Source organism: Burkholderia sp. IMCC1007 (assembly GCF_027257875.1).
Classification (GTDB): domain Bacteria; phylum Pseudomonadota; class Gammaproteobacteria; order Burkholderiales; family Burkholderiaceae; genus Burkholderia.
In genome coordinates this window covers 15,644-39,770 of record NZ_JAPVQY010000026.1, presented here as the reverse complement: position 1 = coordinate 39,770, position 24,127 = coordinate 15,644, and the positions used below count along the sequence as shown (strand labels likewise).

At 66.2% G+C, this 24,127-nt stretch carries 26 protein-coding genes and 1 tRNA gene; 12 read left to right on the top strand and 15 right to left on the bottom strand.

The features are described 5' to 3' along the window. The first annotated feature begins 48 nt into the window (after positions 1 to 48). The 3 genes from O1Q03_RS21740 (at position 49) to O1Q03_RS21730 (ending at position 1,727) form a co-directional block, all read left to right on the top strand. Positions 49 to 1,206, top strand: a complete 1,158-nt coding sequence (locus tag O1Q03_RS21740) for an ABC transporter substrate-binding protein (protein WP_269506030.1) — start codon at positions 49 to 51, stop codon at positions 1,204 to 1,206. Between the two features lie 106 nt (positions 1,207 to 1,312). Continuing rightward, a tRNA-Leu gene (locus O1Q03_RS21735) sits at positions 1,313 to 1,397 on the top strand. Between the two features lie 153 nt (positions 1,398 to 1,550). Then, positions 1,551 to 1,727 carry a hypothetical protein gene (locus O1Q03_RS21730; RefSeq protein WP_269506029.1) on the top strand — a complete coding sequence of 59 codons (177 nt, stop codon included), beginning with the start codon at positions 1,551 to 1,553 and terminating at the stop codon, positions 1,725 to 1,727. Positions 1,728 to 1,933: 206 nt separating this feature from the next. On the opposite strand, the gene O1Q03_RS21725 is transcribed toward O1Q03_RS21730, so the two are convergent. Both O1Q03_RS21725 and copC read right to left on the bottom strand, forming a co-directional pair. Beyond that, positions 1,934 to 2,434: a DinB family protein gene (locus O1Q03_RS21725; RefSeq protein ID WP_269506028.1), complete on the bottom strand. Its 501-nt coding sequence runs from the start codon at positions 2,432 to 2,434 to the stop codon at positions 1,934 to 1,936. A gap of 65 nt (positions 2,435 to 2,499) precedes the next feature. Beyond that, positions 2,500 to 2,874 (bottom strand): copper homeostasis periplasmic binding protein CopC, encoded by a 375-nt coding sequence (gene copC, locus O1Q03_RS21720; protein ID WP_269506027.1) that lies wholly within the window; start codon positions 2,872 to 2,874, stop codon positions 2,500 to 2,502. A 107-nt stretch (positions 2,875 to 2,981) separates the two neighbouring features. Between copC and O1Q03_RS21715 the strand changes: the two genes are divergently transcribed. Both O1Q03_RS21715 and O1Q03_RS21710 read left to right on the top strand, forming a co-directional pair. After that, complete coding sequence (locus O1Q03_RS21715; RefSeq protein ID WP_269506026.1) at positions 2,982 to 3,698, top strand: pseudouridine synthase; 717 nt, start codon at positions 2,982 to 2,984, stop codon at positions 3,696 to 3,698. A 104-nt stretch (positions 3,699 to 3,802) separates the two neighbouring features. Beyond that, complete coding sequence (locus tag O1Q03_RS21710; RefSeq protein ID WP_269506025.1) at positions 3,803 to 3,991, top strand: hypothetical protein; 189 nt, start codon at positions 3,803 to 3,805, stop codon at positions 3,989 to 3,991. Here the strand turns inward: O1Q03_RS21710 and O1Q03_RS21705 are convergent. Next, positions 3,974 to 5,011, bottom strand: coding sequence for an NAD-dependent epimerase/dehydratase family protein (locus O1Q03_RS21705; protein ID WP_269506092.1), 1,038 nt, complete (start codon positions 5,009 to 5,011; stop codon positions 3,974 to 3,976). The genes O1Q03_RS21710 and O1Q03_RS21705 overlap by 18 nt on opposite strands. Before the next feature lie 106 nt (positions 5,012 to 5,117). Here O1Q03_RS21705 and O1Q03_RS21700 point away from each other — a divergent pair, with 106 nt between their 5' ends. The 3 genes from O1Q03_RS21700 to O1Q03_RS21690 all read left to right on the top strand — a co-directional run bounded on the left by O1Q03_RS21700 (position 5,118) and on the right by O1Q03_RS21690 (position 8,099). Next, positions 5,118 to 6,149, top strand: coding sequence for a CDP-6-deoxy-delta-3,4-glucoseen reductase (locus O1Q03_RS21700; RefSeq protein WP_269506024.1), 1,032 nt, complete (start codon positions 5,118 to 5,120; stop codon positions 6,147 to 6,149). A gap of 296 nt (positions 6,150 to 6,445) precedes the next feature. Beyond that, positions 6,446 to 7,630 carry an acetylornithine transaminase gene (locus tag O1Q03_RS21695; RefSeq protein WP_269506022.1) on the top strand — a complete coding sequence of 395 codons (1,185 nt, stop codon included), beginning with the start codon at positions 6,446 to 6,448 and terminating at the stop codon, positions 7,628 to 7,630. Between the two features lie 13 nt (positions 7,631 to 7,643). Further along, entirely contained in the window at positions 7,644 to 8,099 is a 456-nt protein-coding gene (locus tag O1Q03_RS21690; RefSeq protein ID WP_269506020.1) for a GNAT family acetyltransferase, read from the top strand. A gap of 24 nt (positions 8,100 to 8,123) precedes the next feature. Here O1Q03_RS21690 and O1Q03_RS21685 read toward each other — a convergent pair whose 3' ends face one another. The 8 genes from O1Q03_RS21685 to O1Q03_RS21650 form a co-directional block, all read right to left on the bottom strand. Then, the gene (locus tag O1Q03_RS21685) at positions 8,124 to 8,795 is read right to left on the bottom strand and encodes a DUF2278 family protein (RefSeq protein ID WP_269506018.1); all 672 of its coding nucleotides are present in this window, start codon (positions 8,793 to 8,795) and stop codon (positions 8,124 to 8,126) included. A gap of 322 nt (positions 8,796 to 9,117) precedes the next feature. Continuing rightward, positions 9,118 to 9,834 carry an ABC transporter ATP-binding protein gene (locus O1Q03_RS21680; protein ID WP_269506017.1) on the bottom strand — a complete coding sequence of 239 codons (717 nt, stop codon included), beginning with the start codon at positions 9,832 to 9,834 and terminating at the stop codon, positions 9,118 to 9,120. Next, positions 9,834 to 10,610, bottom strand: a complete 777-nt coding sequence (locus O1Q03_RS21675) for an ABC transporter ATP-binding protein (protein ID WP_044845603.1) — start codon at positions 10,608 to 10,610, stop codon at positions 9,834 to 9,836. Before O1Q03_RS21675 ends, O1Q03_RS21680 begins: the two co-directional genes overlap by 1 nt. A gap of 23 nt (positions 10,611 to 10,633) precedes the next feature. Beyond that, positions 10,634 to 11,803 carry an ABC transporter permease subunit gene (locus O1Q03_RS21670; RefSeq protein WP_269506011.1) on the bottom strand — a complete coding sequence of 390 codons (1,170 nt, stop codon included), beginning with the start codon at positions 11,801 to 11,803 and terminating at the stop codon, positions 10,634 to 10,636. Positions 11,804 to 11,821: 18 nt separating this feature from the next. Beyond that, the gene (locus O1Q03_RS21665; RefSeq protein ID WP_269506010.1) at positions 11,822 to 12,772 is read right to left on the bottom strand and encodes a branched-chain amino acid ABC transporter permease; all 951 of its coding nucleotides are present in this window, start codon (positions 12,770 to 12,772) and stop codon (positions 11,822 to 11,824) included. Between the two features lie 211 nt (positions 12,773 to 12,983). Continuing rightward, entirely contained in the window at positions 12,984 to 13,820 is an 837-nt protein-coding gene (locus tag O1Q03_RS21660; protein ID WP_269506089.1) for a branched-chain amino acid ABC transporter, read from the bottom strand. 272 nt (positions 13,821 to 14,092) lie between these two features. Beyond that, complete coding sequence (gene ispH / locus O1Q03_RS21655; protein ID WP_175775720.1) at positions 14,093 to 15,073, bottom strand: 4-hydroxy-3-methylbut-2-enyl diphosphate reductase; 981 nt, start codon at positions 15,071 to 15,073, stop codon at positions 14,093 to 14,095. Between the two features lie 2 nt (positions 15,074 to 15,075). Then, on the bottom strand, positions 15,076 to 15,531 hold the full coding sequence (locus O1Q03_RS21650; RefSeq protein ID WP_006757321.1) for an FKBP-type peptidyl-prolyl cis-trans isomerase: 456 nt from the start codon (positions 15,529 to 15,531) through the stop codon (positions 15,076 to 15,078). Between the two features lie 135 nt (positions 15,532 to 15,666). On the opposite strand from O1Q03_RS21650, the gene radC reads away from it, so the two are divergent. The 4 genes from radC (at position 15,667) to nadB (ending at position 18,860) form a co-directional block, all read left to right on the top strand. Further along, positions 15,667 to 16,443 carry a RadC family protein gene (radC, locus tag O1Q03_RS21645; RefSeq protein WP_269506005.1) on the top strand — a complete coding sequence of 259 codons (777 nt, stop codon included), beginning with the start codon at positions 15,667 to 15,669 and terminating at the stop codon, positions 16,441 to 16,443. Between the two features lie 240 nt (positions 16,444 to 16,683). After that, the gene (gene rpmB / locus O1Q03_RS21640; protein ID WP_004186391.1) at positions 16,684 to 16,917 is read left to right on the top strand and encodes a 50S ribosomal protein L28; all 234 of its coding nucleotides are present in this window, start codon (positions 16,684 to 16,686) and stop codon (positions 16,915 to 16,917) included. A gap of 17 nt (positions 16,918 to 16,934) precedes the next feature. Beyond that, positions 16,935 to 17,102: a 50S ribosomal protein L33 gene (gene rpmG, locus O1Q03_RS21635; protein ID WP_006478046.1), complete on the top strand. Its 168-nt coding sequence runs from the start codon at positions 16,935 to 16,937 to the stop codon at positions 17,100 to 17,102. Between the two features lie 171 nt (positions 17,103 to 17,273). Then, positions 17,274 to 18,860 carry an L-aspartate oxidase gene (gene nadB, locus O1Q03_RS21630; protein ID WP_269506002.1) on the top strand — a complete coding sequence of 529 codons (1,587 nt, stop codon included), beginning with the start codon at positions 17,274 to 17,276 and terminating at the stop codon, positions 18,858 to 18,860. Between the two features lie 99 nt (positions 18,861 to 18,959). Here the strand turns inward: nadB and nadC are convergent, their stop codons facing one another. The 4 genes from nadC to O1Q03_RS21610 form a co-directional block, all read right to left on the bottom strand. Next, positions 18,960 to 19,922, bottom strand: coding sequence for a carboxylating nicotinate-nucleotide diphosphorylase (gene nadC, locus O1Q03_RS21625; protein ID WP_269506001.1), 963 nt, complete (start codon positions 19,920 to 19,922; stop codon positions 18,960 to 18,962). Further along, complete coding sequence (gene nadA / locus O1Q03_RS21620) at positions 19,922 to 21,058, bottom strand: quinolinate synthase NadA (RefSeq protein WP_269505999.1); 1,137 nt, start codon at positions 21,056 to 21,058, stop codon at positions 19,922 to 19,924. The genes nadC and nadA overlap by 1 nt, the downstream gene beginning before the upstream one ends. Before the next feature lie 257 nt (positions 21,059 to 21,315). Further along, on the bottom strand, positions 21,316 to 22,512 hold the full coding sequence (locus tag O1Q03_RS21615) for a DesA family fatty acid desaturase (protein ID WP_269505997.1): 1,197 nt from the start codon (positions 22,510 to 22,512) through the stop codon (positions 21,316 to 21,318). 236 nt (positions 22,513 to 22,748) lie between these two features. Continuing rightward, positions 22,749 to 24,122, bottom strand: a complete 1,374-nt coding sequence (locus tag O1Q03_RS21610) for a mechanosensitive ion channel family protein (RefSeq protein WP_269506088.1) — start codon at positions 24,120 to 24,122, stop codon at positions 22,749 to 22,751. Between the last annotated feature and the right edge of the window lie 5 nt (positions 24,123 to 24,127).

The window sequence follows — 24,127 nt, the reverse complement described above, 5'->3', positions numbered from 1 at the left end:
GGGGGCACATATCGCGCCCCTTTTTCGTTGCCCGACGGAGATTCCCACATGACGCTTCCCGCCCTGTTGCGCCGAGCCGCCGGCGCCGCCCTCGTGCTCGCGTGTGCGGCCGCGCATGCCGATCTGAAGGTCGGCGTCGACCTGTCGTCGACCGGCCCGGCCGCCGTGATCGGCATCACCAGCAAGAACGCGATCCTGATGTGGCCGAAGACGATCGCCGGGCAGCCGCTGCAGGTGACGGTGCTCGACGACGCGTCCGACCCGGGCGCCGCCGTGCGCAACATCCGCAAGCTGGTGGACGAGGATCACGTCGACGTCGTGGTGGGTCCGAACATCACGCCCGCCGCGCTCGCGGCACTCGACGCGGTGGCGGCCGCGCAGACGCCGATGATCACGCTGGTCGGCTCCGGCGCGATCGTCGAGCCGCAGGAAGGCCCGCGGACCTGGGCGTTCAAGATGGCGCAGAGCGACAGCGCGATGGCCGATGTGATGACGCGCTACATGGCCAACCACGGCGTGAAGACGGTCGGCTTCATCGGCTTCGCGGACAGCTACGGCGACAGCTGGCTGAACGAGTTCACGCGCTTCGCCGAAGTGCGCAAGATCCGCGTGATCGCGACCGAACGCTTCAACCGCACCGACGCGAGCGTCACCGGCCAGGCGCTGAAGCTGATCGCGGCGAAACCCGATGCGATCCTGATCGCGGGCTCGGGCACGCCGGCCGTGCTGCCGCAACGCACGCTGATCGAGCGCGGCTACAAGGGCGCGATCTACCAGACGCACGGGATCGCGACGCCGGAATTCATCAAGCTCGGCGGCAAGGATGTCGACGGGACGCTGTTCCCGACCCAGCCGGTGGTCGTCGCGCGCACGCTGCCCGCCGACCATCCGGCCCGCAAGGCCGCGCTGGCGTTCGTCGACGCGTATGAAGCGAAATACGGCGCCGGCACGGTCACGCAGTTCGCGGGCGACGCGGCAGGCGTGTACCCGCGCCTCGCGGACGCGGTCGGCCGCGCGCTGAAGACCGCGCAGCCCGGCACGCCGGCGTTTCGCACGGCGCTGCGGCGCGAGCTGGAACGCGCGCACGAGCTCGTCGTGCCGAACGGCGTGGTCAATACGAGCGACAAGGATCACGTCGGGCTCGATCAACGCGCGAGCGTGATGGGGATCGTCAAGCAGGGCCGCTTCGTCTACCTGAGCCAGTGAGTTGCCCGCCGGATGCCGGATAGCTTGCCCGGCATCCGGATTTCCGCCATAATCCGCCTTTCGCCGCGCATGATTCTGCACAATCGCATACGCGGCCAGTATCACAGCCCAGGTGGTGAAATTGGTAGACGCAGGGGACTCAAAATCCCCCGCCGCAAGGCGTGCCGGTTCGATTCCGGCCCTGGGCACCAGTCTTTCGCAGCGTCATGCGCTGCACCGTCGAAACCCGCGCAAGCTCGCCGCTTCGCGGGTTTTTTGTTTTTCGGCGGCGCGCCGGATGCACCGCAACGCGCGCGCCCATCCGGCGGTCCAAGCATCAGGAAACACAAGCACGGAGGCGGCCCATGTCGACGCGCGCCATTTCGAGCCCGATTTGCCGCGGCGTGCTGGCCACGCTGCTGTCGATCTTGCTGGGCGGAGTGGGCGGATGCGACCTGCTGCGCGAGCCGCCGGTGCCCGACTGGCCGGGGCCGCATGCGCCCTATCCGTTCCCGGACAACATCCCGCACCGCACCGAATGAGCGATTCGACCGGCCTCGCGCCGCGGCGCAAGCCGTGCGTTCAGTCGCGCTCGCAGAACCGGAGAATCGCGTCCGCGATGGGCGCCGCGTCGAAATCGCCGTCGCGATACCAGCCGGCGGCCGATCCAGTCGAAGCGTGCCAAGGTGGCCTGCCGCACCGACGGCGGCACAGGACTCCGCCGTCGATCGTGCGAACGGGAACCGGCTCAGCGCGCGTACATCGCCGCGTCGATCTTGCCGAGCAGCCACTGCATGCCGGCCAGATGCTGCTGGTCGTGGCTGCACAGGTAATGGACGAGCCCGCGCACGGTCAGCGAACCGTAGCCGTCGAACTCGCCGGTACGCTCGAACTGTTCGGGCGTGAGGCGCGACAGCCGCGCCAGCGTCTCGCGCCGCGCATCGCGAATCGCCGCGAGCACGTCCGACGCAGACGCGTCGTCGTAGCGCCGCTCGATCGCGAGCGCGTCGCCGTCGATCGATACGAGCAGCGGGTGGCCTTCGTCGAGCATTCGCCGCAGCCGCACGTGATAGCCGTCGATCTCGATGTCGCGCACATGGCAGAGCTGCCCGAGCGGCGAGAACTGCTCGCTCGGGATCCCGCTCCAGTCGTCGGGCGTCCAGCGCGCATAGCCGTCCGGTACGGCCGCGAAATGCGCTTCGAGCTGACGGGGGAAATCGGCGAGTGCGTCGAGCGTCGTCGGATTCATGCAGGAGACTCCCTGTCGGATAAGGGCGGCGGCAACGCTGGCGCGGGCCTGCCGCCGCCGTTGCGTCACTTCACGCTGAAGCCGTACGCGCCGTGCGTGCGATGCCCGTCGGTCGCGACGGCCACCCACTTCACCGTATAGGCGCCGGTGCCGAGCGCCGCGAGCGGCACCGTCATCCGCTTGCGGTCCGACGCATCGATACGCGCGTGGCCGTTCGACACCGTCTTGCCGGCGCCGTCGACGACGACGATCGAACTGAATGCCGGCTCCAGCGGCTCGGTGAAGTTGATCGTGACGGCGGCCGGTGCGGTGGCCACCGCCGCGCCCGCAGCCGGGTCGCTCTTCGCGAGATGCGCATGCGCGAACGCCGCCGACGAAACCGTCGAGGCGACAATGACGGCGGCAGCGTGGCGGCCGAACGGGAATGAATCGAAAGGCATGGACTGTCCGTGAAGAATGAACGGGCGCCGCGCGGCGTTCCGGCAGCTTACCAGCGCATGCACGTTCATGCCGGCCATGCACCGCCGCTTGATAGAATGCGCGCGCTATGGATCTCGAAAGCATTCTCTACACCCAGGGCTTCGGCTCGCGCCGCCAGTGCCGCGGCCTGATCGAATCGGGCCGCGTCACCGTCGCGGGCGCGAGCGCGACCGACCCCGACGCATCGTTCGACACCGACGGCCTCGTGTTCACGGTCGACGACACCGCGTGGCCGTTCCACGCGCACGCATATCTCGCGCTCAACAAGCCGGCCGGCTACGAGTGTTCGCGCGACCCGCAACACCACGCGAGCGTGTTCAGCCTGCTGCCCGCGCCGCTCGTCGCGCGCGGCGTGCAGTGCGTCGGCCGTCTCGACCAGGACACGACCGGCCTGCTGCTACTGTCCGACGACGGCCAGTTCGTGCACGCGTACACGTCGCCGAAGCGCAAGGTGCCGAAGACCTACGTCGCGACCGTGCGCCACCCGCTCGACGACGCCCAGTTGCACGCACTGCGCACCGGCGTCCGGCTGCATGGCGAGCCGAAGCCGATTGCGGCGGTCGCCGCCGCCGCGCGCGACACGCACGCGCTCGCGCTGACCGTGCTCGAAGGCAAATATCATCAGGTGAAACGGATGGTCGCCGCGGTCAGCAATCGCGTCGAGGCGCTGCACCGCGAAAGTATCGGCGGCTTCGCGCTGCCGGACGACCTCGCGCCGGGCGCATGGCGGTGGCTCGGCGAAGCCGACCTTTCAATGCTGCGCAATCCGGTCAAAACCCTGTAAGGGAAAATCCGCACGACCGTTCGATGCCGCCCCCGTCCCGGCCGCAGGTTCCCCCGCTATACTCGAATCACAAGCTGCACGAGCAGCGATGCAGGGGAGACGTCATGAATATCAACCATTCTTTCGAACTGTCGTCGGCGATGATTGCGTTCGCAATCATCAGTGTCATCGTGATCGGTGGCCTGTTGGGCACGATGCATCTGAAGCACAAATATCAGCCGAACCTGATCGGCGCGGTGATCGGTGCGCTGCTGTGCTTCCTGCTGATCGAGGCGTTACCCGCGCTGACCTGATGCGCGGCGCGGCGCGACCGTTTGAAGGAATTCGTCTACGGTCGGATAGCGCAACGTCACGCACAATTCGGCCTTGAGCCGGGCGTTGGACAAGCGCCGCGATTCACGCATGAACGACAGGAGCGTCGGCTCGAGCTGACGCTCGGCATCCGTGCGGCTGATGCGTGGCGGCGGCGGCAGGCCGAACGCCTGCGCGACCCGGTCGAAATACTCCCCCATCCGCAGTTCGCTGTCGTCCGACGCATGTACCGCGCGCGCCGGCCTGCCGCGCACGGCCGCCCGGCGCAGGATCGTCGCGAGATCGTCGGCATGGATATGGTTCGTGTACACGTCGTCGGCCGCGTCGAGCGCCGGCGTGCCGCGCTCGAGTCGCGCGAGCGGCAGCCGGTTCGCCGCATAGATGCCGGGAATGCGCACGATCCGCGCGGACAGCACGCCGCGCACCGTCGCGGCGCGCAGTTGACGCTCGGCCGACACGCGCCGGAACGCACGCGGATTGGCCGGGCGCAGCGGCTGGGTTTCGTCGATTCGCGCGCCGCCGCAGTCGCCGTATACGCCCGTCGTGCTGGCGTAGACGAGCGTCGGCGCACGAAGGGCGTCGGGTACAATACGCGCTTCCCGACGCGGCGCGCCAGCCTGTCGGGCAGCGGCGCGCAGCGTGCGAAGCCGGCCGGCCGCCGATACCGCCGGCACGGACGGCCGCCGCGCGGGCACGGACAATGCGGCGATCAGCGCACGCGTGCGCAGGTCGTCGCGACCGTCGGATTGCGGCGGCGCAAGATGCAGGATCGTACGGGCGAGCCCGGCGAGGCGACCCAGCGTCGCCCGGCGGTCGAGGTTGCCGACGATCGGCGTCGCGCCCGCCGCGCGCAATGTGTCGCAGCGGCCCGGATGGCTCGTCAGCGCGACGATGCGCGGGTTGCGGCGAGCGTCGCGCCATTGGGCGACGCAGCGCAGCCCGACGTCGCCGCAGCCGACGATCAGCACGCGCGGCCGGCGCAGGATTCGAGTCGCGATCATGTTGGTTGCGAAATCAGTAGCCACCGTTGCGCGGCGCGCAACGGGTTTGCATTGTAGCTGCCGTGCGCGAGATGCACGGTCCCCACATTTTGTTCTATTTGGTTCTATGGCATTCAACGTTACTCTCAAGCAAAGCGGCCGGCAGTTCCAGGTCGAGTCGGACGAAACCGTGCTGGCAGCCGCGCTGCGCCAGAATGTCCATCTGCCGTACGGGTGCAAGAACGGCGCGTGCGGCTCCTGCAAGGGCCAGATCGTGTCGGGCCAGATCGAACAGGGCCCGCACGCCGCGTCGGCACTGTCCAACGACGAACGCACGCGCGGCCTCGCGCTGCTGTGCTGCTCGAAGGCGCAGTGCGACCTCGAAATCGACGTGCGTGAAATCGCCGGCGTCGACGGCGTGCAGGTGAAGAAGCTGCCGTGCCGGATCGCCGCGCTCGAGCGCCGCGCCGACGACGTGATGGTCGTGAAACTGCAGCTGCCCGCCAACGAACGCCTGCAATACCTCGCGGGCCAGTACGTCGAATTCATCCTGAAGGACGGTTCGCGCCGCAGCTACTCGATGGCGAACGCGCCGCACGAGGAAGGCCCGATCGAGCTGCACATCCGCCACATGCCGGGCGGCAAGTTCACCGATCACGTGTTCGGCGCGATGAAGGAGCGCGACATCCTGCGCTTCGAAGGCCCGCTCGGCACGTTCTTCCTGCGCGAGGATTCCGACAAGCCGATCGTGCTGCTCGCATCGGGCACGGGCTTCGCGCCGATCAAGGCGATCGTCGAGCACGTGAAGCACTCGGGCATCACGCGCCCGATGACGCTCTACTGGGGCGCACGCCGCAAGAAGGACATCTACCTCGGCGAGCTCGCCGAGCAGTGGGCGCGCGAAATTCCGAACTTCAAGTACGTGCCCGTGCTGTCCGAGCCGGACGACGCCGACCAGTGGACCGGCCGCACCGGCTTCGTCCACCGCGCGGTGATCGAGGACCTGCCCGATCTGTCGGGCCACCAGGTGTACGCGTGCGGCGCACCGGTGATGGTCGAGTCCGCGCAGCGCGACTTCACGCAGCACCACGCGCTGCCGGCCGACGAGTTCTACGCGGACTCGTTCACGAGCGCCGCCGATCTCGCGCATCCGGTCTGAGCACCGGGCGCGCCCGCGTCCCACGCTGCGCGCCGCCCATGTCACATCCGTGGCATCGCGGCGGTTTACAGTGGGGCGCGGGATGCCTTATGCTTGCGCACATGAACCGCTTCCTGTCCGCTCTCCGACGTCGCCGCTCGCCGCTCCGCCCGGATGCCGCCGGCTCGTCACGGACTCGCGCGTAACCCTGCTCCCGCTTCACCGGTTACGCACAAGCTGTTCGATCCACCAGCCACGGCATTCCGTGGCTTTTTTATTGCCCGTTTCCTTTTCAACGCCCGCTGGAGTCTGCTGCCATGCCCCTGAACGATTACCCGATCGACTCGCTGATGTACATCACGAACCGCCCCGACATCGTGTTTACGCACGGCAAGGGTTCGTGGCTCTACGATCACACGGGCAAGCGCTATCTCGACTTCATCCAGGGCTGGGCCGTCAACAGCCTCGGCCACTGCAACGACGGCATCGTCGAAGCGCTGAAGACGCAGGCCGAAAAGCTGCTGAACCCGTCGCCGGCGTTCTACAACGAGCCGATGGCGAAGCTCGCGGGCCTGCTCACGCAGCACAGCGTGTTCGACAAGGTGTTCTTCACGAACAGCGGCGCCGAGGCGAACGAAGGCGCGATCAAGCTCGCGCGCAAGTGGGGCCGCAAGTTCAAGAACGGTGCATACGAGATCATCACGTTCGACCACAGCTTCCACGGCCGCACGCTCGCGACGATGTCGGCCAGCGGCAAGCCGGGCTGGGACACGATCTACGCGCCGCAAGTGCCGGGCTTCCCGAAGGCCGAGCTGAACGACATCGAGTCGGTCGAGAAGCTGATCACCGACAAGACCGTCGCCGTGATGCTCGAACCGATCCAGGGTGAAGGCGGCGTGATCCCGGCGACGCGTGAATTCATGCAGGCGCTGCGCGCGCTGACGAAGCAGCACAACCTGCTGCTGATCGTCGACGAAGTGCAGAGCGGCTGCGGCCGCGCGGGCACGCTGTTCGCGTACGAGCTGTCCGGCATCGAGCCGGACATCATGACGCTCGCGAAGGGCATCGGCGGCGGCGCACCGCTCGGCGCGCTGCTGTCGAAGGCCGATGTCGCGGTGTTCGAGGCCGGCGACCAGGGCGGCACGTACAACGGCAACCCGCTGATGACGGCGGTCGGCTATTCGGTGATCTCGCAGCTCGTCGCGCCCGGCTTCCTCGAAGGCGTGCGTGCGCGCAGCGAGTATCTGAAGCGCAAGCTGCTCGAGCTGTCGGAGGAGCGCGGCTTCGAAGGCGAACGCGGCGAAGGCCTGCTGCGCGCGCTGCTGCTCGGCAAGGACATCGGCCCGCAGATCGTCGAGAAGGCGCGCGACATGCAGCCGGACGGCCTGCTGCTGAACGCCGCACGGCCGAACCTGCTGCGCTTCATGCCCGCGCTGAACGTGACGACCGAAGAGATCGACCAGATGATGGCGATGCTGCGGTCGATCCTCGACACGCTGTAAGGAGATCGCCGCGATGGATGCCGCCGCCGATGCTGTCGCGATCCGCCCGTTCGAACGCGCCGACACCGATGCCGTGCTCGCGGTATGGCGCGACGCGTTCCCGCAGTACGACGAAGCCGGCGCGCCGCCGCACCGCGATCCGCTGCGATCGATCGAGCTGAAGCGCGCGACGCAGCCGGAGCTGTTCTTCGTCGCGACCTGCGGCGCGCGGGTGGTCGGCACGCTGATGGCGGGTTTCGACGGACATCGCGGCTGGCTCTACTCGTTCGGCGTGTCGAACGATGCACGTCGGCTCGGCATCGGCCGCGCACTGATCGCGCATGCGGAAACTGCACTCGCCGCGCGCGGCTGCCTGAAGGTCAATCTGCAGGTACTGCCCGGCAACGACGATGCGTGCCGCTTCTATGCGGCGCTCGGCTATCGCGTCGAGGAACGCATCTCGTTCGGCAAGACGCTGCCGGCCGCGTAAAACCGCCGCCGGCAGCCACGCGGCTCAGCGCGTGATCGGCCCCGCGCCCGGCAACGGATTGCCGAGCGCGTCGGTCGGCACGGCCTGCTGCTCGAACGCCGCGAAATACGCGGCCCACTGCGTATCGCTCACGCGCACGATCAGTGCGCCGTCCTGCCACACGTCGTTGTGATCGTTGTGGTCGTCGCCCGCGCGATGCAGGTAGTTCGGGCCTGTCGAGCCTTGGTTCATGTGCGTGTCGTGGATGCCGTTGCCTTCCGAATACGTGCGGCCGAACACGACGACGTCGAGCCCCTGCGATTGCGCCGCATTGACGAGCCGCAGCAGCGACGGGATCGGCTCCGGATTCTGGGTGCCGTCCATCACCGCGCTGGCGCGCCATGCGCCCGTCTCGTTCAGGATGTCGCTACGCAGATAGTCGAGCGCGGGCAGCGCGGCGTGCCCGGCGAGATCCGTATAGCCTTCGGCCGCGGCCGCGAGCGTCGCGGTGACCGGATGATGGAAATCGTAGACGAGCTTGTAGTTCAGCAGGTCGTCCGCGTCGCTGGTGCCGACGTTGATCGCGACGTCCCAGTCGCCCGTCGGCAACGCGAGCGTCAGGTGGATGTGATACTGGATCTCGCTGCCGTGCGGCGAACCCTTCAGCTGCGCCACCGACGTCACCTTCGCCTTCACGAAACCGTAGTCCAGACTCATGCGTGCTCTCCGTGTTCCGATGAATCGACCATGCTACGCAGCGCGCGTGTCGGTTTGCGGACGGCCGGTTGCGGACGGCCGGTTGCGGACGGCCGGTTGCGGACGGCCGGTTTGCGGACGGCCGGTTGCGGAAGCCTTCACGTGCCCGCCTTGCGCACCGCATGGTCGGCGTCACAACCGAATGAATGGAGTCGCGTCCGCGCGCACAGTTCGCCGCCGGGCGCGCCGGACGAAAAAAAAGCTGTCGCGGTTTCCCGTGACAGCCTTTCGAAAGCCCTCGCGCGGCGCGCCGGCATCTGCCGCTGCGCCGCACCGGGCCCGCTCATTCACCCAGATACGCGGCCCGCACCTTCGGATCGTCGAGCATCTGCTTCGCGTCGCCTTCCATCGTGACCGTGCCCGAGTCCATCACGTAGCCGCGGTCGGCAGCCTGCAGCGCGAGGCGTGCGTTCTGCTCGACCAGCAGCACCGTGATGCCCTCCTTCGAGATCTCGCGCACCACTTCGAAGATCTTCTCGACCATGATCGGTGACAGGCCCATCGACGGCTCGTCGAGCAGCAGCAGCTTAGGCTTGCTCAGGATCGCGCGCGACATCGCGAGCATCTGCTGCTCGCCGCCCGACAGCGTGCCCGCGAGCTGCGTCGCGCGTTCCTTCAGACGCGGGAAGAAGCCGAACATCCGGTCGACGTCCTTCTTGATCTGGTCGTTGTCGTTGCGCAGGTACGCGCCCATCTGCATGTTCTCGACGATCGACATCCGCGCGAAGATCCCGCGGCCTTCCGGCACCATCGCGAGGCCGCGCTTGAGCAGCTCGTGCGACGGCACGCCCTTGATCGACTTGCCTTCGTACTCGATGTCGCCCGCCGAGTACGCCTTCAAGCCCGTGATCGCCTTCATCGTCGTGGTCTTGCCCGCGCCGTTCGCGCCGATCAGCGTCACGAGCTCGCCCTGACGGACTTCCATGTCAACGCCCTTGACGGCCTGGATGCCGCCGTAGTTGACCTGCAAGCCCTTGATTTTCAACATTGCCGCTGCCATCAGTGCACCCCTGCGCCGAGATATGCCTCAATCACCTTCGGATTCTTCTGCACGTCCTGCGGCAGACCCTCGGCGATCACCTTGCCGTAATCGAGCACCGTCATCCGGTTGCACAATCCCATCACGAGCTTCACGTCGTGCTCGATCAGCAGAATCGTGCGGCCGTCCGAGCGGATCTTGTCGAGCAGGCGCGTGAGTTCGACCTTCTCGGTCGCGTTCATCCCGGCCGCCGGCTCGTCGAGCGCGAGCAGCTTCGGGTCGGTGGCCAGCGCGCGCGCGATCTCGAGACGGCGCTGGTGGCCGTACGACAGGTTGCGCGACGTGTAGTCCGCGTACTGCAGCACGCCGACGTACTCGAGCAACTCGATCGCGCGTTCCTTGATCTCGCGCTCTTCCTGGCGTTCGGCCGGCGTCTGGAACACCGCGCCGAGCAACCCGTGCTTGGTGCGCACGTGACGGCCCACCATCACGTTCTCGAGTGCGGTCATCCCGCCGAACAGGCGGATGTTCTGGAACGTGCGCGCGATGCCCGTCTTCGCGACCTGGTGCACGGCGGTCGGCTTGTATTCCGTGCCGTCCAGCTTGAACTCGCCGGAGTCCGGCGTGTAGAGGCCCGTGATCACGTTGAAGAACGTGGTCTTGCCCGCGCCGTTCGGGCCGATCAGGCCGTAGATCTCGCCTTCCTTGATCTGCAGCCCGACGTCGGACAGCGCCTGCAGCCCGCCGAAGCGCTTGTTCACGCCCGAGACGGACAGTCGGATTTGCTTGTCGCTCATGTGTTTATCCCCTTGTCCGTAGGTTAAGCGCGCACCGGCTTCTTGCTGTTGCGCTTCGCCAGTTTCGCGATCTTGTCCTCATGCTTCGGCGCGGGCCACAGGCCTTCCGAGCGGTACAGCATGATGATGACCATCGCGAGGCCGTACAGCGCCTGACGGATCACTTCCGTATCGACGATGTCATGACCGAACAGCGCATGCTGCAGCGGGCTCATCGTCGAGCGCAGGAATTCCGGGAAGATCGCGAGCAGCACCGCACCGAGGATCACGCCGGGGATGTGGCCCATGCCGCCGAGCACCACGCAGGCCAGCACGACGATCGATTCCCAGAACGTGAACGACTCGGGCGACACGAAGCCCTGGAACGCGCCGAACATCGAGCCCGACAGGCCGCCGAACGACGCGCCCATCGCGAACGCGAGCAGCTTCACGTTACGGGTGTTGATGCCCATCGCCTTCGCCGCGATTTCGTCTTCGCGGATCGCTGCCCACGCGCGGCCGATACGCGAATGCTGCAGACGCGTACACACCCAGATCACCAGCAGCGAGCAGAGCACGAACAGGTAGTAGTACATGTACACCGACGGCAGCTGGAAGCCGAACAGCGAGTGCGTCTGCGACAGGTTGAAGCCGCCGACGTGCACCGGATCGATGCCCGTGATCCCCTTCGGGCCGTTGGTGATGTTCACCGGACGGTCGAGGTTGTTCATGAAGATCCGGACGATTTCACCGAAGCCGAGCGTGACGATCGCCAGGTAGTCGCCGCGCAGGCGCAGCGTCGGCGCGCCGAGCAGGATCCCGAAGGTCGCCGCCAGCGCCATCGCGATCGGCACGATGATCAGGAACGGGACGTGCAGCCCGTTCGGCGCGAGCGCCGCGATCCACTCGAACTGCGAGGTCAGGTGCGGCGAACTCAGGAGCGCCGCCGTGTAGGCGCCCACTGCGTAGAACGCGATGTAGCCGAGGTCGAGCAGGCCGGCGAAGCCGACCACCACGTTCAGGCCCAGCGCGAGCATCACGTACAGCATCGCGAAGTCGAGCACGCGGACCCAGTAGTTGCCGCCGGCCGAGCCGATGATGATCGGCGCCGCGATCACGAGGGCCGCGGTCAGGATGCCGATGGTGACGGTCTTGGCGGTGTTGCGCTCTTCGACGAGCGACGTCGACGATTCGATCGGTTGAATGGATGTCATGTTGTTTGCTCCCTTCCGTTACGCGCGGTCCGCGACACGTTCGCCGAGCAGGCCCGACGGACGGAACACCAGCACGATGATCAGCACGATGAATGCGAACACGTCCTGGTAGTTACTGCCGAATACGCCGCCCGTGAGGTTGCCGATGTAACCCGCGCCGAGCTGCTCGATCAGGCCGAGCAGCACGCCGCCGACCATTGCGCCGCCAAGGTTGCCGATCCCGCCGAGCACGGCTGCCGTGAACGCCTTCATGCCGGGGATGAAGCCCATGTAGAAGTGCACGTTGCCGTATTCGGACGCGATCATCACGCCGGCCAGCGCGGCGAGCGCGGAGCCGATCATGAACGTCGCGGAGATCACGAAGTTCGGGTTCACGCCCATCAGGCTCGCGGTGTTCGGGCTTTCCGCGATCGCGCGCATCGCACGGCCGAGCTTGGTCTTGTGCACGAGCAGCAGCAGGCCGCCCATCACGATGAACGCGACCGCGATGATCACGATTTCAGTCACCGAGATCACGGCGCCGGGCGTCGTGTCGGTGGCCTTGATCACGTTGATCGGATCGGTCGGCAGCAATTGCGGGAACGGCAGCGGGTTGCGCGACCAGATGATCATCGCAGCCGTCTGCAGCAGGATCGACACGCCGATCGCGGTGATCAGCGGCGCGAGACGCGGCGCGCGGCGCAGCGGCCGGTACGCGACGCGCTCGATCGTGAAACCGACGAACGCACAGACGACTGCAGCGATGCCAAGGCCGATCGTCAGCGTCGCGACGCCGCCCAATCCGGGGAAATGGTTCTGCAATACGGTGATCGCAGACAGCGCGACCATCGCGCCGATCATCAGCACGTCGCCGTGCGCGAAGTTGATGATGCCGAGAATGCCGTACACCATCGTGTATCCCAACGCGATGATGGCGTACACACTGCCGAGCACCAGCCCGTTGAGGATCTGCTGGACGAAGATATCCATTTAAAGCTCCTTGGCCCGTGCTGCCGGAGGACGTTGCGCCCCGCGGGTAAGCGAGGAATCGCGCCTTCTCGGCGACACTGCGGGTACTAGTCGATACCGGTAAGGGTGGATCGTCCCGGCGCGCGCCGCCCGGCCTGTACGGCCGGACCTGCCGCCGGAGCGGATACAAAAACGGCACCGCACTGTTCCGGTGCCATCATGAGTCCCGTCGCTAAATCGTCACGACATCGAGGACGGTGGTGTTGGCCTCCTTGAAGTCGTAGGGCTGCGTGCCAAAACGGCCGTCGTCCGGTTTCCCGAAGTCCATGCCTTTTTCCGTCCGGGCCGCGATGAAATCCGCAACCGGGCAGATCAGGTTCGGCGCCGCGTCGTCCGCGGGCTCGACCACCTTTGCGGCGCACATGCCGTTGCCGCCAAGGGTTTGCGCTCCGATGCCGGACGCCGCCGCCTGCTTCGCAAGCGCGCCGTCCGCCGCCCGCACGACGCCGTGACCGGCATCGTGAAGACGGCACCCGACTTTCGTCAGGAGTCCGTCGGAATCCGTCGAATGAAGCAGCGCGCCTGCCGCAATGCGACGGGTCGCGGCGACATGCTGTTTCGTCGAATCTAAATGGTCGGGGATCAGCGACATCTGCACGTTGCCTGCGTTGCCCCGAAACCCGGGCGTCCGTCGATCGGCGCGCCCCGCTGCGGCCGCATCGCGGCCGGCAGCGCGTTGTCGGGTCACTCGCGTGCCCGTTGCCCGGGTGGCCGCGGCGGCGGCGGCGAGTACTGCGTGCCGTGCTGCCTGCAAGCCGACCTTCGGGTCCTGCGCGTTGAATTCCTCGATCGCCAAACGTGCCCCGTTATCCTTGTCTGTGTCCGATTGCGCAATGCGGCATGCCGACGGCACCGCACCACCGGTCGTGGCAGCACGCACGTCGCTGGCCGCCGGTTCTGCGGGTACCGCAGCCTCCCTGCCCGCCCCGTCGTCGCTCTTTTTGCTGCATCGGCCAAGCATTGCAACCGGTGCGGCGACAGACATGGCGTCAGCCAACTTCACATGCATCGAGTAGGTCTCCCGCGCCTTGCCAAAACCCGATTTCAAAGCCATTCCGGCTTGAAAACGGGCGCATTGTAACTCCATTTATAGGCCGCCAATAATCCTGATTCGATGGGGTTTTCCTGCATTGCAACCAATTTTGAGAGACGCTTGGGCCGCAGCATAGCAACCGGGTTGCACCATTAATGTGAATAATGGTTGCGATGTGAATCATGCGGTGCAAAAAAAAGCGCGCCGGGGAGGCGCGCTTCGGGTGTATCGCAGGTGCGATGCGGCAATCAGGCGGCAGGCGGCAGGTTCAACCCGCGCGGCAGCGGAAACGACACGTTTTCCTCGATGCCGTCGAGTGCACGTACATTGCGCACACCGAGCTCGCGCAACCGCGCGATCACGGCCTGGGCCAGCACCTCGGGCGCCGATGCGCCGGCCGTCACGCCGATGCGGCGCTTGCCGGCAACCCATGCGGGATCGATCTGGTCGGGCGCGTCGACCATGTACGCGGCCACGCCGCGCTTTTCGGCCACTTCGCGCAGGCGGCTCGAATTCGAGCTGTTCGGACTGCCGACGACGATCACGACGTCGCACTGCGGCGCCATGAACTTCACCGCATCCTGACGGTTCTGCGTTGCGTAGCAGATGTCCTGCTTCTTCGGCTCGCGAATCTTCGGATACTTTGCCTTCAGCGCGCCGATGATCTCGGCCGCATCGTCGACGGACAGCGTGGTCTGCGTGACGAGTGCGATGCGCTCCGGATCCGCGAGCTGCAGCTTCTGCACGTCCTCGACGCTCTCGACAAGATGCATGCCGCGCTCGACCTGCCCCATCGTGCCTTCGACTTCCGGATGGCCCTTGTGACCGATCATCACGATGTCGACGCCGTCCTGGCGCATCTTCGCCACTTCGACGTGCACCTTCGTGACGAGCGGGCAGGTTGCGTCGTAAATGCGCAGCCCGCGCACGTCGGCTTCGTCGCGCACGGCCTTCGACACGCCGTGCGCACTGAAGATCACGGTGTTGCCGGCCGGCACTTCCTCGAGCTCCTCGACGAAGATCGCGCCCTTCTTCTTCAGATCCTCGACCACGTACTTGTTGTGGACGATCTCGTGACGGACGTAGATCGGCGCACCGTGCATCGCGATCGCGCGCTCGACGATCTCGATCGCGCGGTCGACCCCCGCGCAGAAACCGCGCGGCTGGGCGAGCAGGATTTCGGCGTCGGCGGCGACGGTCTGTCCGGACAGTGTATCGGTGGTGCTCATGATTACAGGATTCCGATGATTTTCACTTCGAACGTGAGCGCTTGGCCCGCGAGCGGATGATTGAAATCGAACAGCGCCGAGGTTTCGCTGACTTCCTTCAGCACACCTGCATAGCGACCGCCGTCCGGCGCGTTGAACTCGATCAGCTCGCCCGGCGTGAAATCGTCGCCGACCATCCCGTTCTCGCGCAGCGTCGACAGCGTCACGCGCTGGAGCATGTCGGGATTGCGGGGACCGAACCCTTGTTCGGGCGTTAGCTGAAAAGTCGAGTGGTCGCCGACCCGCAGCCCGAGCAGAATCTGTTCCAGCGACGGCGCGAGCTGCCCCGCGCCGAGCAGCAGCGTGGCGGGCTTGTCGGAGAACGTATTGACGATATCGGCGCCGTCGGCCAGTGCAAGCCGGTAATGCAGCGTGACATGGGAACCGGGCTTCACTTCGGATAGATCGATGAGGCTCATGAATTACTCGTGTTCGTCGGCGCCCGAAATGGGCCGCAAGGCCCGGCGCAAAGCCAATATTGTAAGTCACCTGAGCGCGCAAGGCTGAAAGTGCGACGAGGTCGCGCGCACGCCCTGCCGCCAATGGAGTTCAGCATGCCGTCATCCTGCCTCGCCGTCGTGGCGACCGAATGTCGCGATACCGCCGATGTCCCGGCCGCCGCGGCCCGCCGCGCGGCCGCTGTCCGGCCGCGCAAGCGCCGCCCGCGCAACTGGAAGCCGAACCTGCCGCGCGAGCGGCTGCTGGAACGCGGGCCGGCCGCGCTGACCGATGCGGAACTGGTCGCGCTGCTGCTCGGCACCGGTGGCGGCGGCCTCGACGTATTCGCCAGCGCGAGCGCACTGCTCGCGCGGTTCGGCAACTCGCTGCGCGACATGCTCGACGCGGAGCCCGACGTGTTCGCCACGCACCCCGGCATCGGCGCCGCACGGTCGGCGCTGCTGATTGCCGTGACCGAAATCGTGCGGCGCGCGCTGGCCGAAAAGGCGCGCGTACGGGTGCAGATCGATTCGCCGGGCGCGGTCGAAGACTATCTGCGGCTGAAGATCGGCACGCGCCCGTATGAAGTGTTCGTCACGCTGTACCTGGATGCCCGTCACGGCCTCATCGACGTGGAAGAAAGCGCGCGCGGCTCGCTGACACGGATGGCCGTCTATCCGCGCGAAATCGTGCGGCGCGCGCTGACGCTGAATGCCGCGGCGCTCATCATCGCGCACAACCACCCGTCCGGCGCGGTGCAGCCGAGCGCGGAGGATCGCCGGCTCACGCGCGCGCTGCACGAAGCGCTCCAGCTCGTCGACGCGAAGCTGCTCGATCACGTCGTGGTCGGCACGGCCGATACATTTTCGTTCGCACGCGCCGGTTGGCTGTAGACTGTGGCCCGGCGACCCGCCCCGGGGCCGCCGCAACGACGATGCGAAATTGGGTTTGATTTTTCTGAACTTTTTCTGCTAGAATCGTCGTCTGTCTTTTTTCCAACCAGTTCTAGCCATCGAAGGGCCTTGTCTGTAAAAAGGCTTCGGCGTTCTGAGTGCAGCCATGGATCACGTGGCCGTACGATGGAACCTTCATCGGCGATCGAACCCCGAATTTAGCGTATTAGGAGTGCTCTCATGGCACGCGTATGCCAAGTAACTGGGAAAGCGCCGATGAGCGGCAACAACGTTTCCCACGCAAACAACAAGACGAAGCGCCGCTTCCTCCCGAACCTGCAAAACCGCCGGTTCTGGGTTGAGAGCGAAAACCGCTGGGTGCGCCTGCGCGTTTCCAACGCGGGCCTGCGCCTGATCGACAAGAACGGCATCGATTCCGTGCTCGCTGACCTGCGCGCACGCGGCGAAGCCTAAGCCCAAGGAGCACTATCATGGCAAAAGGCGCACGCGACAAGATCAAGCTCGAGTCGACCGCTGGTACGGGTCACTTCTACACGACCACGAAGAACAAGCGCAACATGCCGGAAAAGATGGCGATCAAGAAGTTCGATCCCGTCGTCCGCAAGCATGTGGAATACAAAGAAACCAAGATCAAGTAATCTCCGGTTTCTGCGAGCCTGACGGCGACCAAAAAGCCCCGCACATGCGGGGCTTTTTGTTTTGCGCGGGTTTTGCGCGCACGTATGAGCCCGACGCGGTATGCTCTCCCCTTTCCGCGGCCACGGCCGACGGAACGCACAAGATCTAAAGCGTAACGATGGAGATGCAGCATGAAATTCGACGTGGCGATCGTCGGCAGCGGCCTGGCAGGGCTGTCGGTCGCACTCAACCTGGCCAGCACGCGACGTGTCGCGCTGATCGCGAAACGCTCGATGATGGAGGGCGCGAGCGATAACGCGCAGGGCGGCATCGCGGCCGTCCTCGACTCCGCGGACAGCATCGAGAACCACGTCGACGACACGCTGGTCGCCGGTGGCGGACTCTGCGACGAAGGCGCGACGCGCTACATCGTCGAACATGGCCGCGAAGCGATCGAATGGCTGATCTCGCAGGGCGTGCCGTTCACGAAGGACGACGCGGCCGAGCTCGGCTTCCATCTGACGCGCGAAGGCGGCCACAGTCACCGCCGGATCATCCATGCGGCCGACGCAACCGGCCATGCGGTGCTCGCGACGCTGTCCGAGTGTGCGCGCCAGCATCCGAACATCACCTTCTTCGAGAACCACCACGCGATCGACCTGATCACGTCGGACCGGCTCGGCCTGCCCGGCCGCCGCTGTCACGGCCTGTATGCGCTCGACGTCGACAACGACCGCACGATCACGATCGAGGCACCGCACACGGTGCTCGCGACCGGCGGCGCAGGCAAGGTTTACCTGTACACGACCAACCCCGACACCGCGACCGGCGACGGCATCGCGATGGCGTGGCGTGCGGGTTGCCGCGTGTCGAACATGGAGTTCATCCAGTTCCACCCGACCTGCCTGTTCCACCCGTACGCGAAGTCGTTCCTGATTTCGGAGGCCGTGCGCGGCGAAGGCGGCCTGCTGAAGCTGCCCGACGGCACGCGCTTCATGCCCGCGCACGATCCGCGCGCCGAACTCGCGCCGCGTGACATCGTCGCGCGCGCGATCGACTTCGAGATCAAGAAGCGCGGGATCGACTGCGTGTATCTCGACATCAGCCACCAGCCGGAAGCGTTCCTGCGCGAACACTTCCCGACGATCCACGCGCGCTGCCTCGAATTCGGCATCGACATCGCGAAACAGCCGATCCCCGTGGTGCCGGCCGCGCACTACACGTGCGGCGGCGTCGTCACCGATCTCGCGGGGCGCACCGATCTCGCGGGCCTGTATGCGGTGGGCGAAACGTCGTACACGGGGCTGCACGGCGCGAACCGGCTCGCGAGCAACTCGCTGCTCGAGTGCCTGGTGATCGGCCGCGCGGCCGCCGAGGCGATCGAGGCGGCCGGCTACGATGCCGCCACGCCGGCCACGCTGCCGGCCTGGGACGAAAGCCGCGTGTCGGATGCGGACGAGGAAGTCGTCGTCGCCCACAACTGGGACGAGCTGCGCCGCCTGATGTGGAACTACGTCGGCATCGTGCGCACCGACAAGCGCCTCGAACGTGCGAAGCACCGGCTGTCGCTATTGCGCGACGAAATCCACGAGTACTACGCGAACTTCCGCGTGACGCGCGACCTGCTCGAGCTGCGCAATCTCGTCGACGTCGCGACGCTGATCGTGAAGAGCGCGTATTCGCGGCGCGAAAGCCGCGGGCTGCACTACAGCCGCGACTGGCCGCATACGCTGCCGAAGGCGCTGCCGAGCGTGCTCACGCCGCGCGCGCGACGCTGAGCAGCGCGCCGCCCTTTCGCAGCTGCGGCCGCAGCGCAAGAAAAAAGCCGTTGGCGTTTGCGCGCCAACGGCTTTTTCATCTGACCAGACGACGTTCGATCAGTCGACGATCCGCATCGAATAGTCGGTCGCGCGCACGTCCTTCGTCAGCGCGCCGATCGAGATGCGATCGACACCCGTCTCCGCGAACGCGCGCACCGTATCGAAATTGACGCCGCCCGATACTTCGAGCACTGCCTTGCCGTTCGCCACGCGCACCGCTTCGCGCATCATGTCGAGCGTGAAGTTGTCGAGCAGCACCGAATGCGCGCCGTGTGCGAGCGCCGTGTCGAGTTGCGCGAGCGTCTCGACTTCGATCTGCACGGGCACGCCCGCATCGAGCGCGAACGCCGCGTCGAGCACCTCGCCGACGCCGCCGGCGGCCGCGATGTGGTTCTCCTTGATCAGAATCCCGTCGTACAGCGCGAGGCGCTGGTTTTCGCCGCCGCCGACCCGCACCGCGTACTTCTGCGCGAGCCGCAGGCCCGGCAGCGTCTTGCGCGTATCGAGAATCTTCGCGCGCGTCCCGTCGACACGGTCGACGTAACGGCGCGTCGCGCTCGCGACGCCCGACAGCAGTTGCAGGAAGTTCAGCCCGTTGCGCTCGGCCGTCAGCAGTGCGCGCGCCGGCCCTTCGAGTTCGCACACGGTCGAGTCCGCCAGCATCCGGTCGCCTTCGCGATAGCGCCATTGCACGACGATCGACGGGTCGATCCGTGCGATGACGGCCTCGAACCACGGCACGCCGCACAACACCGCTTCTTCGCGCACGATGATGCGCGCGTGGCGACGCTCGTCGGCCGGCACGAGCCGCCCGGTCTGGTCGCCGGTGCCGACGTCTTCGGCGATCGCATCGGCGACGTTGCGCGCGATCGCTTCGTCGAATGCCGCGCCGTACTGCGCACGCACGCTGTCGAACAGCGGGGAGACTGCTGTCGCGGCGGCTCCCGCCGGGCCGCCCCCAACGAAGGAGGCCGCCCCCTCGAGGGGCAGTGCACGAATGTGAGCGTGGGGGACGTTCATTACGCCGCTCCCACGTTCGCGAACAGTTGCTGGTCGCGCTGCAGATCGCCGCTCGCCTGCACGCGTTTCTTGTGTGCGGCTGCGAAATCGAGCATCCGGTCGATCGGCAGGCGCGCGCGTTCGCCGATCGCGGGATCGACGAAGATCTCGTTGTGGCCGCGCTCGAGCACGTCGGCGAGATTCGCGAGGCCGTTCATCGCCATCCACGGGCAGTGCGCGCAGCTCTTGCAGGTCGCGCTGTTGCCGGCCGTCGGCGCGGCGATGAAGGTCTTGCCGGGTGCCGCGAGCCGCATCTTGTGCAGGATGCCGAGATCGGTCGCGACGATGAAGTGCTTCGCGTCGAACTTCACGGCTGCGTCGATCAGTTGCGTGGTCGAGCCGACGACGTCCGCCTGCGCGACGACGTTTTCCGGCGACTCGGGGTGCACCAGCACCTTCGCATCCGGATATTCGGCGCGCAGCAGGTCGAGCTCGATGCCCTTGAATTCGTCGTGCACGAGGCACGAGCCCTGCCACAGCAGCATGTCGGCGCCGGTCTTCTTCTGGATGTAGCTGCCGAGATGGCGATCGGGCGCCCAGATGATCTTCTCGCCGCGCGCATGCAGGTCGGCGACGATCTCGAGGCCGATCGACGACGTGACCATCCAGTCGGCGCGCGCCTTCACCGCGGCGCTGGTGTTCGCGTAGACGACGACGGTGCGGTCGGGATGCGCATCGCAGAACGCGGAGAATTCGTCGACCGGGCAACCGAGGTCGAGCGAACAGGTTGCATCGAGATCGGGCATCAGCACGCGCTTGCCCGGGCTCAGGATCTTCGAGGTTTCGCCCATGAAGCGCACGCCGGCGACGACGAGCGTCTGCGCGTCGTGATCGCGGCCGAAGCGGGCCATTTCGAGCGAATCGGCGACACAGCCGCCGGTTTCGTCGGCCAGTTCCTGCAGTTCGGCATCGACGTAGTAGTGGGCGACCAGCACGGCTTTTTCACGTACGAGCAGCGCCTTGATGCGTGCCTTCAGTGCCGCGCGTTCTTCGGCGGACGGTGCATCGGGCACCTTCGCCCATGCCTGCCCGACGCCACAGACGGTCCCTGCCGAGACCGGCCGGTCGTACTCGACGGATTTGATCGTCGATTGCATCTCCATATCTCCTGTCGACCGGAGTTGCGCTTTGGCGCTTGCCTCCGGTCCCATGCTTCGCGGTCGACCCGAGTCAGTGCTCAGCGCCTGCTTCGGCCCTATCCGCTACGCTCGCCCCCGGGGTGCCACGTCGGTGCAGCCCCAAGCCTCATACCAATTCCGGCACGTCCGGTCGTCTTTTGAAAACCGGCCGCCCAAAAGAAAAAACCCCGCCAACGCGGGGTTTGTGACGTCCTGAGATTCTAATCGATTTCGAATCAGGCGTAGCGACGCAGGCGCGTTGCGAATTCCTGCAGCGACTTGATCCCGCTTTGTTCCGCGCGATGACACCAATCCTGCAATTGCGCGAGCAGTTGTTCGCGCGAGGCGGTCGAGCGATCCCAGATTGCGGCCAGATCCTGGCGCAGCTGGAAGTACGTATGCAGCTTCTGGCTGTTGGCGAAGATCTCCGGCAGCAGCTTCTTCTGCGGCTCGTCGAGGCCGTCGGCATCCTTGTGGAACCACTTGCGCGCGCCGCGCATCAGCTGGTACTTCTCGCTCGAACCGAGTTCCTTCAGATGCGCGAGCTCCTGACGGTACGCACGCTTCACGGCCTTGCCGTAGCGCGCCATCACTTCGTAGCGGTTCGACAACACGGCCTGCAGCGTTTCCTGGTCGAGCACCGTCTTCGGCTTGTTCAGGCGCGGCGTCGGCGCGACCTTCTTCACCTTCGCGAGACCGAACGCCGACATGATGCGGATGTACATCCAGCCGATGTCGAACTCGTACCACTTGTTCGACAGCTTCGCCGACGTCGCGAACGTGTGGTGGTTATTGTGCAGTTCTTCACCGCCGATCACGATGCCCCACGGGAACAGGTTCGTGCTCGCATCGGCCGAATTGAAGTTGCGGTAGCCCCAGAAGTGGCCGAAACCGTTGACGACGCCAGCCGCCCAGAACGGAATCCACACCATCTGCACGGCCCACACGGTCAGGCCAAGCACGCCGAACAGCGCGACGTCGATCACCATCATCATGCTGATGCCGAGAATCGGGTACTTCGAGTACACGTTGCGCTCGACCCAGTCGTTCGGCGTGCCGTGGCTGAACTTGCGCATCGTCTCTTCGTTCTTCGCTTCCGCGCGATACAGCTCCGCGCCCTCGAGGAACACCTTCCAGATGCCGCGCGTCTGCGGGCTGTGCGGATCTTCCTCGGTCTCGCACTTCGCGTGGTGCTTGCGGTGAATCGCCGCCCACTGGCCGGTCAGCATGCCGGTGGTCATCCACAGCCAGAAACGGAAGAAGTGGCTCGCGATCGGATGCAGCTCCAGCGCGCGGTGCGCCTGGCAGCGGTGCAGGTAGACGGTCACGCCGATGATCGTGACGTGCGTGACGGCGAGCGCGAACAACGCGACCTGCCACCACGAAAAATGCAGGAGCCCGTGGGAAAGAAAATCGAGCACAGAATTCAACAAGGCAGTTACCCGTGATGAGAGCGACGCCACGCTGGCGTCATAAAAATGAAAGCATACCGCGTGTAGACCGGAATTTTACTTCAACCGTTCCAAGTCTTTGTAAAAAATGAATATTTTCTTGTCATGAAGCAAGACTGATAGTCCATCGACGGACCAGGAAGGCGCCGCGATCCGCTTCTGGCCGCCCGACGGCCCGAATCGGCCGGATTCACGCCGCTCCCGCCGGCAACGCGTGCCTAAGCGGCCGACACCTGCCCGTCGGCGGTGCCGCTGCCGGCCACCGGCACGCCCTCGGCCACCACGCCGGTCGCGGCAAACCCGTCCGGCAGGCCGACCACGCGCACCTCGCGCTGCGGGAACGGAATCGAGATCCCGTGTTCGCCGAAGAGCCGCCAGATGTTGCGATTCACCGCCGAGCGCACGCCCGACGTGCCCTTCGCCGCATCCTCGATCCAGAAGCCGAGCTCCAGGTCGATCCCGTCCGCGCCGAAGCTGACGAGGTACGGCGCCGGCGCCGGCTCGGCGAGCACGCGCGGCACGCCCTTCGCGGCTTGCGCGAGCACCGACAGCGCCTGCTCCACGTCGTTCGTATAGGCGACCTGCACGGCGACCTTCGCGTAACCGCGCGTCAGGTACGACGACTGGTTCTGCACGACGTCGGTGATCAGCTTCTCGTTCGGGATCAGCGTCTCGTTGCCGTCGAGGCCGCGCACGACCGTGTAGCGCGTGCGGATCTGCGTGACGATGCCCTGCAGCCCGCCGACGCTGATCGCGTCGCCGAGCCGCAGCGAGCGGTCGAGCAGGATGATGAAGCCCGATACGTAGTTGCTCGCGATCTTCTGCAGCCCGAAGCCGAGGCCGACCCCGAGCGCACCGCCGAACACGCCGAGCACCGTCACGTCGATGCCGACCAGCGACAGCCCGATCAGGATCGCCGCGAACACCAGCAGCGCGCGGCCGACGCGCGACAGCACGACCTTCAGGTTCGCATCCAGCGTGCTCGAGCGCGCGAGGCGTTCCTCGAGCACCGAGCCGAGCCACATCGCGACCATCAGCGTCACGCAGACCCACAGTGCGCCGGAAATCACCGACAGCAGCGTGAGGTGCGCATTCGCGACGCGAAACTGCACGCTGTCGAGCCATGCGATCACGTCGGACTGGATCCCGAGCACGGTGAACACCATCGCCGCCCACACGATCACCGACACGATCTTCTCGACGACCGACAACCACGCATGCGTGTGGCCGTCGCGCGCGAACACGCGCCGCGCGAAGAAGAACAGCACGTAGATGAACCCGATGCCGAACAGCGGCACGAGCGCGAGCGACAGCAGCGACGTCGACATGAACGGGTCGAACGCAAGCTGGGCCGCCAGCACGAACAGCCCGCCGAACAGCGGGAACAGCGCGCGCTTCAGGCTCTGCGCGCCGGCGCCGGGCACGCGGCCGGCAGCCCGCCGGCGCGCGTCGATGCGGCCGTGCACGAAGCGCGCGGCCACCCACGCGAAACACAGCGCGCCGACCAGGATCGCCGCCTGCCAGATCATCACCGGCTGGTTGAAGTCGCGGATGACCGACGCGAGCCGATGCGACAGCAGACGATTCTGCATCATCC